Genomic DNA, 16,965 nt, shown 5'->3' with positions numbered 1-16,965 from the left:
ACTCATGCTGAAGCCCTCACGCTTTGGTGATGAGACGGACCTTCCGGGCCGAAATGCCCGGATTGCTGAAATCTGTTGAGGATCAAAGCAACGGTGGACAGTGTGAGGGTCAGGGTGCCGCCGAAGGCCATGTGGTGTTCCGCCAGACCGCACCACACCGACGGGGCGACGACCACGGGCACGGTGGACGAGGCCGCGGTGGCGGCCCGTCGGCACACCTCGGCGGCGAGGAAGTCGTCCACACCGGTCGGCAGGTGTTCACCGTGCTGCTCGGTGGAGCCCACCGGCAGCAATACGATGGCGTCACGCTCCGCCAGGTCGCGCAGCTCGGGAGCGGTCAGATGATTCCAGCGGATCTCTGTCACGACCGTGGCCTTTCGTCGGGCGGGCGCTCCGCCGTGCGACGCGGAACACTGACCAGTGCGTCCCGGTGGGCGCGGCACGGTGGGCACCCCTTCCACGATCCACCGCCGCCGGAGCGACCCGCAACAGCAGCTGTCGCAGACAGCGGTCGAACGCCTTCGGCCGTTCCTCGAGGAGACTCATCCTCCGCCCGAGCGGGCTCGACGCGGCGTGCGCGCGTCAGCTCCCGGTCTGCTCACGGAGGCGGGCGAAGAGAGGAGATGCGGCCGGCAGCAGCCCTCCTTCGTCCGTTGTCAGCTGCTCGTGGATCCGCCTGGCGGCGCCGGGGATGAAGGGCCCGAGTTCGTCGGCCAGTACACGGCACCCGGTGACCAGAGCGGCAAGGACCGTGTCGAGGCGCTCGGCAGCCGCGCCGTCGCCCTGCCGCTCCGCTCGGGCCAACTCCCAGGGCCGGACGGCGTCGACACAGCGGTTCGCCTCCTCCACGATGGCCCATACGGCATTGATGGCGTGGCGGAAGTCGAACTCGGCCAACGCCGCATCGACGCGGCCGGGAGCCTTATGGCACACGTCCACGAGCGCCGACACCTCGGTCTGATCGCCACGTTCTGAAGGAACCGCCCCGGCGCGGTAGCGGTGGACCATGGTCACCACGCGGTGGACGAGGTTGCCCAGTCCCCCGGCGAAGTCCGCATCGGCACGGGCGGTCAGCCTGCCGGGGGTGAAGTCCGCGTCACCGACTCGGGGAACGTCGCGCAGCAGCCACCAGCGCACCGCGTCGGTGCCGTACGCCTCGGTCAGCGCGACCGGGTCCACAGGTGTCCCAGCGGACTTGCTGATCTTGCGCCCGCCGACGGTGAGGTAGTCATGGACCAGGATCTCGGTGGGCAGCGGCAGTCCGGCCGACAGCAGCATGGCCGGCCAGTACACGGCGTGGAAGCGCACGACTCCCTTGCCGACGAGGTGGACACGGCGCTCGCTGGTCACCCACCACCGCTCGTAAGCGGTGTCACCGGTGCCATAGCCGAGGCTGGTGACGTAGTTGCCCAGCGCGTCCCACCACACGTAGACGACCTGGCCGGGATCGTCGGGCACGGGGATGCCCCAGCCGCGGGCGCGGTTGTGGGAGCGGGAGACGGAGAAGTCGTGCAGGCCGGCGGCGATCAGGGCGAGGACCTCATTGCGACGGACGGCGGGTTCGACGCGGAGGCTGCCGCTCGAGATCAACGCGTGGAGTCGGTCGGCGTAACGGGACAGCCGGAAGAACCAGTTCTCCTCCGCGACGTGTTGAGGCTCTGTTCCGTGCTCGGGGCAACGCCCGTCGACGAGTTCGTCGGGGGTGTAGAACTGCTCGCAGCCTACGCAGTACAGGCCCGCGTACTTCTTGCGGTACAGGTCGCCCGCCGCGGCGCACCTGCGCCACAGACGTTCCACTCCAGCACGGTGGCGGGGGTCGCTGCTGGTGCGGATGAAGTCGTCGAGTGACAGGGCCAACGGGCCGCGCAGGGCCGCGAACGCGTCGGCGTTGCGGTCGACCAGTGACTGCACGTCGACGCCTTCGGCCTCGGCGGCCAGGACGTTCTTCAGGGAGTTGTCGTCGGTGCCGCTGAGCAGCCGGACGTGGTCGCCTCGATGGCGGTGGTGGCGGGCGAGGGTGTCCGCCTGAACGAGTTCCAGCGCGAAGCCCAGGTGCGGGCGCGCGTTGACGTACGGGATGGTGGTGGTGATGTAGTGCCGTCGTGCGGTCATCGGTCCTCCTGCCGGGTGGCGAGGCCACGTCCGCAAACGCGTCGAGGCCCCGTCCCGGGGCCTCGGATTCGGTACGCGTCCGTGCTCAGCAGCCCCGTTGGCGGGGCATCATCCGGCGCTGAGTCGAAGGCGTGATCATGGCGTCGAGGGTAGCGACATGTCTGACGCCGGGCATGCCCTTTTCCGGGCCGGGGGCAACGGGACAACACTCATGGAATCCGCTCGGGAAGCAGTGGTGTCAAGGTTGTTCTCGTGCTCAGTTCGAGGAGAAGACATCGCTCAGGAGGAACAACCAGGTCCAGTCGTCCGTACTATCTCTGTACACCAGGGCACAACGGCCCGGAAAACAAGGAGAGATAAGGCCATGTCGGAGACCACGACCGCCACCACTGAACTGACATCGCACTACACCGCGCAGGTGACCAGCGACCTGGAACGCAATATCAAGGAGCAGGAACGCATCAGCACGGAGATCACCGCACTGCAGGAGCAGCTGGCCACGCTCCAGCACGACTACTCCGTACTGGTGAACATGCAGCAGGCGCTCGGCATCGCATCGTCACCCGCACCGGTTCAGCCCGCGACCGCCCCGGACAGCGCCACAGTGCCGGCTCCGCGCAAGAAGAGCTCTGCCGAGACCGGTACGAGCAAGCGCACACGAGCGAAGAAGGCCGACGCCGCAGAGGGCCGCACGACGGCCGGGAAGTCTGCGGCCAAGCAGTCGGCGGCCAAGAAGCCCGCCGGCAAGGCCGCGGCCGCGAAGGCGACCCAGCCCACGCTGGTCGAACTCGTTCGCAACCACCTCGGTGAACAGAGCGAACCGCGCTCCGCCGCGGAAGTGGCCACCGCACTCGGCCAGGCCCACCCCGAGCGTGGCGTCAAGACCACCGTCGTGCGCACCACGCTGGAGGGGTTGGTGGCCAGGAACCAGGCTCAACGGACCAAGCAGGGTACCTCCGTCTTCTACACCGCTCCCGAGACGGCGAAGTCGACGGCGACGCCCGAGGACGGGACTCAGCCGGACCAGGCCGAGTAAGGCCCAGGTCAGAGCCGGCGGGCATCCTCCGGTGTCAGATCCTGCTCCGCCCAGATGCACTTGCCGTCGTCCATGTAGCGGGCGCCCCAGCGCTGGGAGAGCGCGGACACCAGGTACAGGCCCCGTCCGCCCTCGTCCATCTGTCCGGCGCGCCGGATGCGCGGGGTGGTGAGACTGCCGTCGTACACCTCGCAGACAAGTGACCGGCTGCGCACCAGACGCAGGCGTAGCGGGCCCTTCGCGTGCCGTACCGCGTTGCCGACCAGTTCGCTCACGACCACCTCCGTCGTGGGCTCCAGGTCGTTCAGTCGCCAGACGGCGAGTTGCTGCCGGACATGCTCACGTGCCTCGGCCGCGGCTGTGGGACCCTCGCTCAGTGGCCATGACGCGATGTTGTCGGCGGCGGTCATGCGTGTGTGGGTGAGGAACAAGGCCGCGTCGTCGACGGCCCGCGGACGGTCCCGGGTCAGCGCGGATGTGATGATCTCGCACAGGAGGTCGAGGTGCCTGCTGCCGTCGCCGTCGCGTCCTTCCGCGAAGTAGGAGGTCTCGTTCACTGCGTCGGCCACCGCCTGTATGAGCAGCGCGACGCCTTCGTCCACGTCCCGGCCGGGGGACCGCAGAAGCCCGTCCGTGTAGTAGACGAGAACACACTCCTCCGGCAGGCGGAGTTTCTGGGTGTCGAAGGGCGGCTCGGCGGCTCCCAGGGGCGGGTTGGCGACCAGTTCGGGGCAGCGGAGCGTGCCGTCGGGATGGACGATGACAGGCGGAGGATGGCCGGCCAGGCAGAAAGTGCACATCCGGCTGACAGGGTCGAATACTGCGTACAGACAGGTGGCGTAGTGGTCGTTGTCGAGCTCTTTGACGAGCTCGTTGAGGTGGCCGAATATCTCGTCCGGGGGCAGCTCCAGGCCGGCGAGAGTGCGGACCGTCGTACGCAGTCGGCCCATGGTGGCGGCTTCGGCGATGCCGTGGCCCATCACGTCGCCGACGACCATGCCGACCCGGTCGGCGGACAGGGGTATCAGGTCGTACCAGTCACCGCCCACTGCTGCGCCCTCGCTCGCGGGGAGATAGCAGGCGGCGGCGGTCGCAGCCGGCAACAAGGGCAGCATCCTGGGAAGCAGTCCGCGTTGCAGCGACTGCGCACTGCTGTGTTCGGCGTCGTACAGGCGCGCCCGCTCCAGGGCTTGGCCCACCAGCCCACTGAATGCCGTCAGGAGTGTGCGTTCCTCATCACTGAAGGTGCGCGGCACGGCGAAGGAGATGACGCAACAGCCGATGTCGCGTCCCGACGCGATGAGCGGCAGGAACGCCCATGAGTTCTTGTCCGGGTGCACCAGCCTCCGCAGTTCCGGATAGCGGCGTATGAAATCGGCGGAGCTTTCGACGAACACCGGGCTGCGTCGGCGCAGAACGTCGGTCATCAGGACGTTCGACGCCATCGGGATACCTTCGAGGCGGTGGTCCAGGAAGTCCTGGGCGTATCCGACGGACCCGACGACGTGCAGGCGCTCGTTCTCGATCGCCTCGATGACGACCCCGTCGGCGCCGAACGGCGGCAGCACGTGCTCCGCGACGACGTCGACGACGTCCTGCGCGGTGACGGCCTCGGTGAGGGCAGACGTCAGCTCGGTCATCCGGGCGGTTCGCCGGGCGGTGCTCCGCTGGGACCGCGTGGACCGAGGGGTCCGCGCGGCAGCGGCCGGGTCGGTGCGGCTCGGGTCCGGACCGCGGATCCGGTCGGTGGCCCCCCGGTCAGGAGGAGCCTCCGCCGAGCGCTGCCCCAGCCACTGAGCCGCCCAGTGCGCCACCGCCACCAGGAAGGAGCGCTGTGGAGCGTCCGGTCTCCGGTCGTCCCACAGGAGCAGCGTGAGGACTCCGAGGGGTCCGTGGGCACCGGGCAAGGGGACGGCCACCGTCCCGTGGCTCTCGATCCATACGTTGTCCTCGGCACTCCAGCCGAAGACGCCGTCGCGCATGGTCCGCACGGTCACCGTGTCCAGGTCCAGGGGGAGGTATGCCCACTCGTCCGTGACCTTGTTCGGGAGTCCGCCGGCCGCGACGAGGTACAGACCGTGGTACGTCTCGGCCGGCAGGTGGATGAGGCCTCCCAGCGCACCCACCCCGGCCGTCGCCTGCTGGAGCGCGAGCGTCATCGCCTCGTGCACCGACAGGTCGTCGCTCTGGGCCTCGAGCAGGGCCAGCCGGGCCGACGTCGAGCGCCGAGTGGGTGTGGGACCTGCGTCGTGTGTCATCGTCCTGCCCGCCCGCGGCCGAAACTCCGGAACCGGTGCCGGCGCGAACGGCTGCTTGGACATCGCGTTCATCGACTTGCTCCAGCTTACGTCGCCGCATCCGCACGGACCCGTCCTACGGGCGCACCTGCTGCCCGCCATCCTCAGGCGGGTGGGCAGCGATGTCGACGGCACGGTCACTGCTCCCGTTCCGTCCACCTCCGGGCCGGGAGGGCGAGGAGCCGTGCCGTCTCACTCACGCCGGGCAACGGGCCGTGATCCCCCGTCACCTTGAGGGCCGAGACTGCGGTGATGTGACCGAGCCGGAGCGCACGCATGATGGTTTCGCCCCGTAGGAGACCCGCAAGGAAACCGGCCGCGAAGGCGTCGCCGGCGCCGACGGGTTCCACCACCGCCGTCCGCAACGCCGGCACCGTGCACATGCCCTCTCCGGCGAAGGCGGTCGCGGCAGTCGCTCCGTCCTTGACGACGAGGATCCGTGGCTGAGGGAGCCACTCCCGTACCTCCGTGGTCGTCATGCCGGCCCCCCACAGGTGCTGTGCCTCGTCGAGGCCGACGAAGACGATGTCCGCCCGGTTGGCCAGGTCGCGCAGCACGGACCGCGCCGTTTCGTCCGGCCAGAGGGCGGCGCGGTGGTTGACATCGAAACTCACGGCGTACGGCCGCTCACCGTGCGGAACGGCCAGTGCCTGCGTCACGAGGTCCCGGCAGGACCGGGACAGGGCCGGCGTGATACCTGTGAAGTGCAGCAGCGAGGCCGCGCGCACGGGGCGCTCGTCCAGCAGATCGGGCCCGAGGGCGGAGGCCGCCGAGCCGCTTCGGTAATAGTGGACGCGGGTACCGCTCGGGCCGGGGTTCTTCACCAGGAGGCCCGTCGGGCGGTGGGGGTCGGTGCGTACGTGCGAGACGTCGACTCCGGCAGCGGCCACGGTGGAGCTGACATGGCGTCCCAGTGGGTCGTCGCCGAGAGCCGACACCCACGCGACCGGGAGGCCGTGATCCGCCAGGTACATCGCGACATTGGACTCGGCTCCGGCCACCGACAGACGCAGGTGCTCGGCGTCTTCCAACGGCCGGGGTGGATCGGGGGCCAGTGCCGCCATGGTCTCGCCGACGCAGACGACCGGTCCCGCTGCGGGACGCCAAGCGGTCGTCATGCGGATTCCCTTACGGCCGCCGTCGGCGCCTGACCCGCGCTGTCGAGCCGGTAGGAGGGCGTAGGTGTGCCCGGCACATCGACCCGGGCGGTGAACAGGGCGCCGTCGTGGGGGCCGGGTGAGGCCAGTCCCACGGTGGCGGTGGTGATGTGGAGAACGTCCTCCTGAAGGCACACACCGGCCGGAAGGCTCGCGGGCAGCCGCAGTGTGCGGTCGAGTCCGCCGTCCGGCAGATAGCGGCGTACGGTCGCGGTGCCCCATACGGCGACCCACAGGGCGCCGTCGATGTCGACCGCCATTCCGTCGGGGCTGCCTTCGGCCATGCTCACGAACGTCTCCGGCGTGCCCAGTTCGGCCGTCACCGGGTCAACCGGATAGCGCCGGACGATCCCCCGCGCGCTGTCGGCCAGGTACATGAGCCGGCCGTCGGCCGTGAACGCGGGCCCATTGGGCACGGTGATGCCGTCCAGGACCCGGACGACCGTACCGTCGTGGTCGACGCGGTAGAGGGAACCGGCTCCCTCGTCGGCGTCGTACGCCATACTGCCGGCCCAGAAGCGGCCCGACGGATCGGCCACCGCGTCGTTCATGCGCATGCGCGGTGTGGAGTGCTCCTCGGGTCGGGCCAGCCAGTCCACGGTGCCGTCGGAACGCAGCAGGCAGATCCCCGTGCCCGCGGCAGCGATCCAGGTGCCGGGGTGGTCGGCCACGGGTGCCACCGCGCCCAGGGGGACGGGCAGCCGGGCCAGTGTCTCCAGGGGTGCGTCGGGATCGTCCGGTGCCGTGAGAAGCCGACCGGCCAGGAGGTCGACGAGGACCACCGTTGCGCCCGTCCATCGGATGCCCTCCCCCAGTTCCAGACGGTCGGGGCGGGTGGTGCTCAGCTCAGCGGCCACTGTGCCGCCTCTCGCACGACGGCCCGGAAGGCGCGGGCGCGCTCACGGAGGGCGGTGAGGCTGCCGCCGTCGGCGGCGTCGCCGACGAGGGGTGAGCCGACGCCGACCGCGATCGCTCCGGCCGCGAGATGGGCGCGGGCGGCGGCTTCGTCGACTCCGCCCACCGGTACGAACGGTGCGTCGGGAAACGGGCCGCGCAAGGCCTTCAGATAGGACGCTCCCCCGGCCTCGGCAGCCGGGAAGATCTTCAGTGCCGCCGCGCCGAGAGCTCGTGCCTCGATGATCTCGGTCGGGGTCATCACGCCCGCCAGCACCGGTATCCCGAGCTCACGTGCTGTGCCGACACCGTCGCCCAGGCCGGGGGTGACCAGGAAGCCGGCGCCCGCGCGGTGGGCGGCTCGGGCGTCGTCGGCGGTCACGACGGTGCCGGCCCCCAAGGGCCGACCGGGTCCGAGGGCATGCCGGGCTTTCTCCACCACGGCGAGGGCGTCCGTGCCGCTCAGCGACACCTCGATCAGTTCGATCCCTTCTTCGGCCAGGGTCAGTACGGTGCGCAGCGCGGCGTCGGGGTCACTCCCGCGCACGATGGCGAGCAGGCGGTGAGCGGCCAGGGCGGCTTGCAGATCCACGGACGAAGCTCCTTTGTCCAACGCGTGGTTCAGGGGCAGCGGCAGGCTGCGGTGAGCGTGAGGTGCCAGTGGACCTCACCCGAGGACGGGACACGGGCGGCGTCATCCGGGCCCGCGTCGGCGAGGTCGAAGACGCGGCCGAGCATCGGCTCGACCCCCGTGCTGCGGTAGGGATGCGGCTTCGGGAAGCCACCGAGGTTGCGCCACAGGGCGATCGACGTCGGCTGCCCGTCGGACCGCAGGTCCAGCGCCAGCCGGTCACGTCCGTCGTGGACGCAGCAGTGCGCCGCGTCCACGACGGCTCCGACCGCGGTGCCGTCGTCCGGGCCGAGCCGGTCCAACGGCAGTCCGCCGGGCGCGGGCCAGAGTCCTGCGATCCACGGTGCTCCGGCGGGCCAGTCCTGCCCCAGCAGCGGGGCGGCCTCCGGGAAGAGGCGGGTGGCCGCGCCGGGACTCAGGTGGAGGGTCGCGTGCTGAGAGAGGTCGAGCAGGGCATGCGCTGCCCAGATGAAGCGGTAGCCCGGCTCGGCGTTCAGGGTGTAGGCGACCTCGGCGCCGTCCGCCGTCCTCCGGACGGTGCGGGCGAGGACGAAGCGGTCGCACTGGACGCGCTCGGTGTCACCGTCCCGGATCCAGGGCCGTGACCAGGCGTCTCCGTGGTCGGGGGTGCCGCGGACGGTGGGGACGCACTCCTCGAGGCCGCCCGCGTCCACGAACGCGTCGCCCGGTTCGACCTCGTCCCGTTCGGGCACCGGGCGATGCCACAGCCATTCGCGGCCGTGAGCTTGCAGCGAGGTCCAGCGCCCGCCGTGGGCGGGGTCGGTCGTGATGTCCAGCGCCACCGTCACCACTCCGCGAAGGAGCCGTCCGCGTGGCGCCACACGGGGTTGCGCCAGGCGTGCCCGGCCCGGTCCGCGGCGCGGACGGCGGTCTCGTCGACGGTGATGCCCAGGCCCGGGGCGTCACCGCGGTGCGCGTGTCCGTCCACGAACCGGAACGGCTCCGGATCGACGACGTACGACAGCAGGTCGGCGTCCTTGTTGTAGTGGATGCCCCGGCTCTGTTCCTGGATCAGGAAGTTCGGTGTCGCGAAAGCAATCTGCAGGCTGGCCGCCAGGGCGATCGGGCCGAGCGGGCAGTGCGGGGCGAGTTGGGCGCCGTAGGTCTCGGCGAGCGAGGCGATGCGGTGTACCTCGGAGATGCCGCCCGCGTGGGACAGGTCGGGCTGGGCCACGGCGACACCGGCGGTGAGGACGGGCAGGAATTCAGCGCGCGAGTACAGGCGTTCGCCGGTCGCGAGAGGCACGGGGCTCGCCGCGACCAGGCCGGGCAGCAGGTGGTTCTGCTCGGGGACGACGGGCTCCTCCACGAACAGCGGGTGCAGGGGCGCGAGTTCGGTGAGGACGCGGCGTGCGCCGGCGGCCGTGAAGCGGCCGTGGAAGTCGACGGCGACATCACGGTCCGGACCGAGGATCTCGCGGGCTGCGGCCACGCGGCCGACGACCGCCGCCGTCTCGGCGGCGGAGGCGACCGGTGAGGTGACGCCGGCGGCGTTCATCTTCACCGCCGTGAAACCGGCTTCCACCTGAGCGGTTATCTGTTCGGAGAGTTCGGCGGGTTCGTCGCCGCCGACCCATGCGTAGACCCGGACCCGGTCGCGCACGGGGCCGCCCAGCAGGGCGTGCACTGGGGCGCCGTAGGTGTGGCCCGCGATGTCCCACAGGGCCTGGTCCAGGCCGGCGACGGCGCTCGACAGGACGGGCCCGCCGCGGTAGAAGCCGCCCTTGGTGAGCACCTGCCAGTGGTCCTGGATGCGCAGCGGGTCCTGGCCGATGAGGTGTTCGGCGAGGACGTCGACGGCGGCGCGGACCACCTCGGCGCGTCCTTCGACGACGGGCTCGCCCCAGCCGATCACACCGTCGTCGGTCTCGATCCGGCAGAACAGCCAGCGCGGCGGAACGAGGAAGGTTTCGATACGAGCGATCTTCACTTGCCCCCGGTGCCTTTCGTGTCGTCGGGGTCACCGAGCCGGTCCAGGTCACGCCCCGCCTGTGCGAGCAGGGCCCGCATGGCCGCCTCGGCCCGCCGCGGGTCCTGGTCGCGTACGGCGTCCAGGACGGCACGGTGGGCCGGTACGGGGTCCTCACTGTGCGGGGCGCTGTGGACGAGGCGGTCGCGGTGGGCGAGACCGGACTCGATCACCATCTCCATGCGTTCGAGCAGTTCGTTGTGGGTGGCGGCGAGCAGGGCGCGGTGGAAGGCGAGGTCGGCGTCGACGGCGTGGGCAGCGTCCGTGTCCTGCTGCCCCATCGCCGCCAGGGCGCCGTCCAGGGCGGCCAGATCCTCGTCGGTGCGCCGCTCGGCGGCCAGCCGGACGGCGGCCGGTTCGACGATGGCGCGCACTTCGGCGAGATTGCGCAGCAGGGCGCGGTCGGCGTCGGTGGTCAGGTCGCCCTCGAACTGCCAGCGCAGCACATCGGCGTCGAGCAGGTTCCAGTCGGAGCGGGCACGGACGAAGGTGCCCCGCTTCTGCCGGGCGTCGACCATCCCCTTGGCGGCGAGCACCTTGAGGGACTCGCGCAGGGCCGTGAGGCTGACGTCCAGTTCGCTCTGCAACGCCACCAGGTCGAGCGTGGTCCCCTCCGGAATCTCACCGCCCAGGATGCGGCGGGCGAGGGCCTCCACGGTCTGGCCGTGCACGCCGCGGCGGGCGTAGGGCGTCATGTCGTACAGCCTTTCTGCTCAGGGGTGGGCGCGGCGGCGGTCATGCGGAGGCCTTGGTGACGCTCCAGCCGCCGTCCACGAGGAGATGCGACCCCGTGATGTAGGAAGCTTCGTCCGCGCTGAGGAACGCGATGGCCGCGGCCACCTCCTCGGGTGTCCCGAAGCGGCGGGCCGCCGTCTCGGCGATGCTGCGTTCCCGTTCCGCGGGCGGCACCCGGTCCCAGGCCGCGGTGAGGATCGGTCCCGGCAGGACGGCGTTGACGCGCACCTCGGGCCCGTACTCGACCGCGAGCTGCCCGCACAGGGACAGCAGGGCGCCCTTGGAAGCTGCGTAGGCGGGATGCCCGGGGATGCCCTTGTGTGCGTGGACGGAGGAGGTGAGCACCACCGCCCCGCCACGGGCACGCAGATCGGGCAGCAGCGCCTTGAAGCCGAGGAAGCCGCCGGTGAGGTTGACGGCGAGCTGCCGCTGCCAGGACTCCAGCGACAGCTCGTGCGCCGGCGAGACGTCGACGGTGAAGGCGTTGCTCACCAGCACGTCGACGGGTCCGAAGTCGTGGGCGGCGGCCGCGATCCGCTGCCAGTCGTGCTCCGCCGAGACGTCTGCGCGGACGAAGCGGGCTCGTCCGCCGTCCTTGGCGATCCCCTCGGCCACGGCCTCGCCGGATTCCTCGGCGATGTCGGCGAGCACCACGTCCGCGCCCTCCTGGGCGAGGCGTCGGGCGGTGGCGGCCCCGATGCCGGAGGCGGCTCCGGTCACCACGGCCGTGCGGCCGGTGAAGCGGTCACCGTACCGTCGTGCGGGCTGATCCATCGTGGGGTTGGGCTCCTTTTCGGTTCGGGCCGGGCGGGCGTCTGGTGACCCTATGCCGGTCGCGGGTCTACTGCCGGGTCAGTACCACCAGCTCGGCGTCGTGGTCGGCGCTCCACGCGAAGGGCAGCCCGTGGTGGAGCAGATGGGCGCCGCTGTACGTGGTCGCCGACTCCGCGTCCAGGTAGGAGCCGGCCGGGTCCAGGCCGCGCAACCGCAGCCGGGCGTGACGGCCGGGCACGAGCGGGGCCCCGTCCAGACGCCCGGTGCTGAATGCCGCGACGACGGTACGGCACCCGTCGGCGGCGTCGAACTGGAGGCCGCAGGAGGGGTCCGTCGGGGTGCCGAGGAGCCGGGCCTCACCGTGATGGATGACCTCACGCACCTGTTTGTACCGGGCGATCCACCGCGCGGCCTCGGCACGCTGCTCGTGATTCCAGGCACGCAGATCGGCGCCGAGGCCGAGAACCCCGCACATCGCGGTGACGAATCGGAAGGCGAGGCTGCGCGGGCGCGGGTCGAACACGCCGGGCGCGTCGGTGACCCAGGAGCTCATCACATGCGGGGCATGGGCGTGCAGGAAGCCGTACTGGATGCCCAGCCGGTCCAGGGGTGCGGTGTTGTCACTGGGCCAGACGACGTCGGTACGGGCGAGGGTCGTGTGGTCGATCCGCCCGCCGCCGCCCGCGCAGCCCTCGATCGTGACGTCGGGGTGGGCGGTGCGCAGGTGGTCCAGGACGCGCAGGTACCCGTGCACGTGCTGGGCGTCCAGGTCGAGGCGGTCGGCAGGTCCGGTGCCCGGTCGGCCGCGTTCGGTGGGCGGCCGGTTCATGTCCCATTTCAGGTAGCCGATGTCGTGGTCGGTCAGCAGCCGGTCGAGGGTGGCGATCACGAAGTCCTGAACGTCGGTGCGGCCCAGGTCGAGCAGCAACTGGTTGCGGACCAGGCGGGCCGGACGGCCGTCGATCCGGTAGACCCAGTCGGGGTGTTCGGCGTGCAGGCGGCTTCCGGGGCTGACGGCTTCGGGCTCGATCCACAGGCCGAAGTCCAGTCCCAGCGCCCGGACGTCCTCCACGAACCGGTCGAACCCGTCGGGGAAGGCCGCCGGGTCGGGGTACCAGTCGCCGAGTCCGCCGGTGTCGTCGGCGCGCCCGGTGAACCAGCCGTCGTCCACGACGAACAGTTCGACGCCGGTGTCCGCCGCCAGCTTGGCAAGCTCCAACTGCCCTGCCGCGTCGACGTCGAAGCCGGTGGCCTCCCACGAGTTGTACAGGACCCTGCGGGTGCGGTGCAGACGGTCCCCGGCGAGCCGACGCTCGTAGCGGTGCCAGACGCGGGACAGGCCGTCGAGCCCGTCCGGACTGAACGCGCAGGCGAGGCGGGGGGTGGTGAGGGTGTCACCGGGGTTCAGGACCACGGCTGACTCGTGCGGCACGCGGCCGGCGCGGACGCGGACCGACCCGCCGGGTTCCGCCTCGGCGGTGATGTGCCAGTTGCCCGGCCACTCCAGTGCCACGCCGTAGGCGGGGGCGTCCTCCGACGTGCCGTCCTGCACGGCGAGCCAGGGCGCGTACGCGTGGCCGGGCACTCCCTGCCGGCTTCCCATGGTGAACGTGCCCCGGGGCAGTTCGAGTTGATGGCGCTGGAACTCCTGCGACCACTGACCGGCGAGGTACGTCAGCCGGGCCCCGGCGGCGACGGGGATGTTCACGGCGGCGGAGTCGAGCACCTCCAGGCGCAGTTCCTCCTGGCCGGTACAGGTGAGTTCGGTCCAGCGATGGATGACGTCGGTGCCGGGTACGACGGCGTAGCAGAGGGTCGTACGCAGCCCCAGGACCTCGTCGGTGAAGGTCAGCCGCAGGCTTCCCTCGCCCTGCCGGGCGTCGGTGAAGGTCCACCACACTCCGCGTTCCTGGCCGACGCGGCCCGTCACGAGGTCCGCGCCGGTGAACGGCCGCAGTCCGTGGGGCAGGTACTCCGCCGGAGCGGCATCGGCGGGCGTGAGGAAATGCGTGCGCCGCGACCAGTCGAGCGCCGACGGCCCCGTCTCGACCCCGTGCGGGCCCCAGGCGTCCAGTTCGGCCCAGGGGCCGTCCGGAGAGAGCCGGACGGTGTAGCTGGTGTGGTCGGTGCGCAGGGTCCAGCGCTGGTACGACGTCACTTCACTGCTCCGAGGTTGAGGCCGGCCACGAAGTGGCGCTGGAACCGGAGGAAGACGGCCACGGTGGGGGCGGCTGCGATGACGGACCCGGCGGCGATCACGTTCCACATCGACACGTACTGCCCCTGCAGTCCGATGAGGGCGGCGGTGATCGGCATCTTGCTGTCGCTGCGCAGCACGGTGATCGCCCACAGCAGGTCGTTGAAGATCCAGGTGAACGACAGCGCGCTGAGCGCGGCGAGCGCGGGCCGGGTCAGCGGAAGGATGATGCGCCAGAAGATCTGCCAGGGCCCTGCGCCGTCGACGACGGCGGCCTGCTGGATCTCGGCGGGGATGGCGCGCATGAAGCCGTGCAGGACGAAGACGTAGAAGCCGACGCCGAAACCGATCTGCACGCCGATGAGCGCGGGCAGGGTGTCGTGGATACCCATGAGTTCGCTCATCTTGGAGACCGGGACGAGCAGGATCTGCGGGGGCAGCAGGTTGCCGCCGAGCATGAGCAGCAGCAGGAAGCGGCGGAGGGGCACCTCGTACCGGCTGAGGGCGAACGCGGCCATCGCGGCCAGGGCGAGCGTCACCATCACACACGGGACGGTGACGATCAGGCTGTTGATCAGGGCGCGCTGCTGGCCGCCGTCGACCCATGCCTGCCGGAAGTTGCCGAGGGTGAAGGAGCGGGGCCAGCTGCCCAGTCCATGGGCGGCGATGTCGTCGAAGGAGCGCAGGCTGGTCACCAGCACCAGGGCGATGGGCAGCAGCCACAGCGCGGCCAGTGCCCCGGCGCCGAGGTGGAAGCCGGCGGTCGCCGTACGCCGCCGACGCAGCGCGGCGGAGCTGCGGAGGGTCGCCATCAGTCGGCCTCCCGGAAGGCGCGCACCAGGTAGGAGGCGATGACCCCGAAGGCCAGCACGAAGATGACGACCGCCAGGGCGGAGCCGTATCCCAGGCGCAAGGACTGGAAAGCTGTGGAGTACATGTAGGTGCTCAGCAGTTCGGACGAGTGGTAGGGGCCGCCGCGGGTGAGTGACCACACCACGTCGAAGGAGCGCAGCGAGTCGATGACGATGACGGACAGGACGACGGCGTTGACGCTGCGCAGCTGGGGCAGCGTCACGTGCCGAAAGCGCTGCCAGGGTCCGGCGCCGTCCACCTTGGCCGCCTCGTACAGGGCCGGGTCGATGCCCTTGAGGCCGGCGAGGTACAGCACCATGACGTAGCCGATCTGCCGCCACAGCGCGGGCACGATGACCGCGTAGAGGGCCGTGTCCTGGTCGGCGAGCCAGGCGTGCCGCAGGCTGCCCAGGCCGACCGACTGCAGGAGCTGGTTGAGGACCCCGTCGGGCTGGTAGATCGCCTGCCAGACAAGGGCGGTGGCGACGAGGGAGAAGACGACGGGCAGGAACAGGGCGGCGCGGTAGAAGCCGATGCCGCGGCGCTCCTGCTGAAGGAGCAGGGCGGCGCCCAGCCCGAGCAGCGCGGACAGTCCGCCGAACAGCAGCAGCCACAGCACGGTGTCGAGGGCCGCCGTGCCGAAGACGTCGTCGTGCGCCATCTCCCGGAAGTTGTCCAGGCCGATGAACTGCGGCGCCGAGACGCCGTCCCACTTGGTGAGTGAGAGGTAGAAGCCCTGCAGCGCGGGCCAGAACACCCACACGGCCTCGGCCAGCATCGGGACGAGGACGAACGCCATGACGAGCGGGGGTGTGCGGCGCGGGCCCCGGCCCGCCCGCCGGGCGGCGGGCGGGGCCGGGGTCTTGCGTTCGGCGGCGGTCAGAACGGCCACCTCAGGCTCCCCAGATCTTCTCTGCGTCGCGCTGCCAGGCGGTGAGGATGCTGCCGATCTCCTTGGGCTTGGCCAGGAACTTGGTCAGCGCGGTGTCCGCGGTGGGCTGGAGGGCGTCGCTGGAGTCCCGGTTGAAGAACTGGGTGATCTCGGCGGCCTCTTCGATGTGCTTGCGGCCCTTCTTCACCAGCGGGGTGCCGGCGTCCTTGGCGTCGGGGTGGCACGGCAGGACGGTGCCCGACGACCCCTTGATGTAGATCTCCTGCGCCTCGGCGGTGGCGAGATAGCGCATCAGGTCGGACACCTTGTCGCGGCGTCCGGTACGGGCGCTTGCGAAGTAGCCGTCGGTGGGGGCTTCCTCGGCGAGCGGGACCTTGGAGTCGATGACGGGGAAGCGGAAGAAGTCGATGTCGTCCAGGGCGTCCTTGGGGGCCGCATCGGCGAAGAAGGTGCCGATCAGCATCATGCCGCTGCGACCGTTGAGCAGGGCGGTGGTGGCGTCCTGGAAGGCGACGGCGGTGCCGTTCGGGTCGAAGTACGGCAGCACCTCCTGCCAGCGGTCGAAGACCTTGCGCACCTCGGGGTCGTCGAAGCGGTGCTTGCCCGCGAGGAGTTCCCGGTGGTAGACGGCGCCGTTGATGCGGATGTTCAGGTAGTCGAACCAGGCGGAGGCCACCCAGGCCGTGTTGCCGCCGGCACCCAGCCCGATGGGGGCGACACCCTTGCTCTTGAGCTTGTCGCACAGATCGAGGAATTCGTCCCAACTGGTGGGTTCGCTGACGCCCCACTTGGCGAAGTTCGACTTCCGGTAGAACATGCCCCACCAGTAGTAGGTGGAGGGCACGAACACCTTCTTGCCGGAGCTGGAGGTGCACAGCGTGTTCAGCGCCTTGGAGTAGCGCTTCAGGTCGGGAGAGTTCCAGACGTCGTCGAGGTCGAGCAGCAGGTTCTTCTTGGCATAGGCGTCCGCCACCGAGCCGGGGTACCAGGTGTACACGTCCGGCGGGTTGGCGGAGGTCAGGTACGTCGGCAACTGGGTGCGGAAGGTCTCCGCGGCGATGGTGTTGAGGCTGACCTGCCCGGACTTCTTCTTGGCGTAGGCGGCCACCAGATCTTCCATCGCGGCCTTGGCCTGAGGTGCGGAGAGGTTGGACTGGAGGGTGACCGCGCCCTTGGAGGAGGACTTGGCGGAGGAGGTGGAGGTGACGCAGCCGCTGAGCAGCGCCGCGGTCCCGGCGGCGCCGACTCCGGTGAGGAACCGCCGTCGGCTGGGGTGGTGGGTCATGGAAGGCTCCCTGTGGATCCGCACGGCAGGGCGGGCCGTCCCGACGGCCGTGCCCCGCTCGCGGTGGATCCAGGTTCGCGTGGCGCTCACGCCACGTCAAGATTAATTACTAA

15 protein-coding genes are annotated in these 16,965 nt (G+C 70.6%); 1 reads left to right on the top strand and 14 read right to left on the bottom strand.

Features of this window, described 5'->3' with window-relative positions:
- Positions 1-2: 2 nt before the first annotated feature.
- Complete coding sequence (locus tag ACZ3TS_RS15090) at positions 3-365, bottom strand: creatininase family protein (RefSeq protein ID WP_467617719.1); 363 nt, start codon at positions 363-365, stop codon at positions 3-5.
- Between the two features lie 217 nt (positions 366-582).
- On the bottom strand, positions 583-2,112 hold the full coding sequence (gene metG / locus ACZ3TS_RS15085; protein ID WP_467617717.1) for a methionine--tRNA ligase: 1,530 nt from the start codon (positions 2,110-2,112) through the stop codon (positions 583-585).
- A gap of 364 nt (positions 2,113-2,476) precedes the next feature.
- On the opposite strand from metG, the gene ACZ3TS_RS15080 reads away from it, so the two are divergent.
- Complete coding sequence (locus ACZ3TS_RS15080; protein WP_467617714.1) at positions 2,477-3,148, top strand: hypothetical protein; 672 nt, start codon at positions 2,477-2,479, stop codon at positions 3,146-3,148.
- 8 nt (positions 3,149-3,156) lie between these two features.
- On the opposite strand, the gene ACZ3TS_RS15075 is transcribed toward ACZ3TS_RS15080, so the two are convergent.
- The 12 genes from ACZ3TS_RS15075 to ACZ3TS_RS15020 form a co-directional block, all read right to left on the bottom strand.
- Complete coding sequence (locus ACZ3TS_RS15075; protein WP_467617711.1) at positions 3,157-5,406, bottom strand: SpoIIE family protein phosphatase; 2,250 nt, start codon at positions 5,404-5,406, stop codon at positions 3,157-3,159.
- Positions 5,407-5,582: 176 nt separating this feature from the next.
- Positions 5,583-6,563, bottom strand: a complete 981-nt coding sequence (locus ACZ3TS_RS15070; RefSeq protein WP_467617708.1) for a sugar kinase — start codon at positions 6,561-6,563, stop codon at positions 5,583-5,585.
- A complete protein-coding gene (locus ACZ3TS_RS15065) occupies positions 6,560-7,459 on the bottom strand; it encodes an SMP-30/gluconolactonase/LRE family protein (RefSeq protein ID WP_467617705.1) in 900 nt (299 codons plus the stop codon). The genes ACZ3TS_RS15070 and ACZ3TS_RS15065 overlap by 4 nt, the downstream gene beginning before the upstream one ends.
- Positions 7,444-8,088, bottom strand: coding sequence for a bifunctional 4-hydroxy-2-oxoglutarate aldolase/2-dehydro-3-deoxy-phosphogluconate aldolase (locus ACZ3TS_RS15060; protein ID WP_467617702.1), 645 nt, complete (start codon positions 8,086-8,088; stop codon positions 7,444-7,446). Before ACZ3TS_RS15060 ends, ACZ3TS_RS15065 begins: the two co-directional genes overlap by 16 nt.
- 29 nt (positions 8,089-8,117) lie before the next feature.
- Positions 8,118-8,936: a hypothetical protein gene (locus ACZ3TS_RS15055; RefSeq protein ID WP_467617699.1), complete on the bottom strand. Its 819-nt coding sequence runs from the start codon at positions 8,934-8,936 to the stop codon at positions 8,118-8,120.
- The gene (dgoD, locus tag ACZ3TS_RS15050; protein ID WP_467617697.1) at positions 8,933-10,078 is read right to left on the bottom strand and encodes a galactonate dehydratase; all 1,146 of its coding nucleotides are present in this window, start codon (positions 10,076-10,078) and stop codon (positions 8,933-8,935) included. Before dgoD ends, ACZ3TS_RS15055 begins: the two co-directional genes overlap by 4 nt.
- Positions 10,075-10,812 (bottom strand): FadR/GntR family transcriptional regulator, encoded by a 738-nt coding sequence (locus ACZ3TS_RS15045; RefSeq protein WP_467617694.1) that lies wholly within the window; start codon positions 10,810-10,812, stop codon positions 10,075-10,077. The genes dgoD and ACZ3TS_RS15045 overlap by 4 nt, the downstream gene beginning before the upstream one ends.
- 40 nt (positions 10,813-10,852) lie before the next feature.
- Entirely contained in the window at positions 10,853-11,626 is a 774-nt protein-coding gene (locus ACZ3TS_RS15040; RefSeq protein WP_467617691.1) for an SDR family NAD(P)-dependent oxidoreductase, read from the bottom strand.
- A 67-nt stretch (positions 11,627-11,693) separates the two neighbouring features.
- On the bottom strand, positions 11,694-13,784 hold the full coding sequence (locus ACZ3TS_RS15035) for an alpha-galactosidase (RefSeq protein ID WP_467617688.1): 2,091 nt from the start codon (positions 13,782-13,784) through the stop codon (positions 11,694-11,696).
- On the bottom strand, positions 13,781-14,635 hold the full coding sequence (locus ACZ3TS_RS15030; RefSeq protein ID WP_467617685.1) for a carbohydrate ABC transporter permease: 855 nt from the start codon (positions 14,633-14,635) through the stop codon (positions 13,781-13,783). The genes ACZ3TS_RS15035 and ACZ3TS_RS15030 overlap by 4 nt, the downstream gene beginning before the upstream one ends.
- Positions 14,635-15,567: a carbohydrate ABC transporter permease gene (locus ACZ3TS_RS15025; RefSeq protein WP_467617682.1), complete on the bottom strand. Its 933-nt coding sequence runs from the start codon at positions 15,565-15,567 to the stop codon at positions 14,635-14,637. The genes ACZ3TS_RS15030 and ACZ3TS_RS15025 overlap by 1 nt, the downstream gene beginning before the upstream one ends.
- 1 nt (position 15,568) lies before the next feature.
- Positions 15,569-16,852, bottom strand: a complete 1,284-nt coding sequence (locus ACZ3TS_RS15020; RefSeq protein ID WP_467617679.1) for an ABC transporter substrate-binding protein — start codon at positions 16,850-16,852, stop codon at positions 15,569-15,571.
- Positions 16,853-16,965: the final 113 nt, after the last annotated feature.

It is taken from the genome of Streptomyces sp. NPDC022910 (assembly GCF_055561075.1).
The sequence above is the reverse complement of the archived record's forward strand: the minus strand, read 5'-3'. Positions and strand labels throughout refer to the sequence as shown.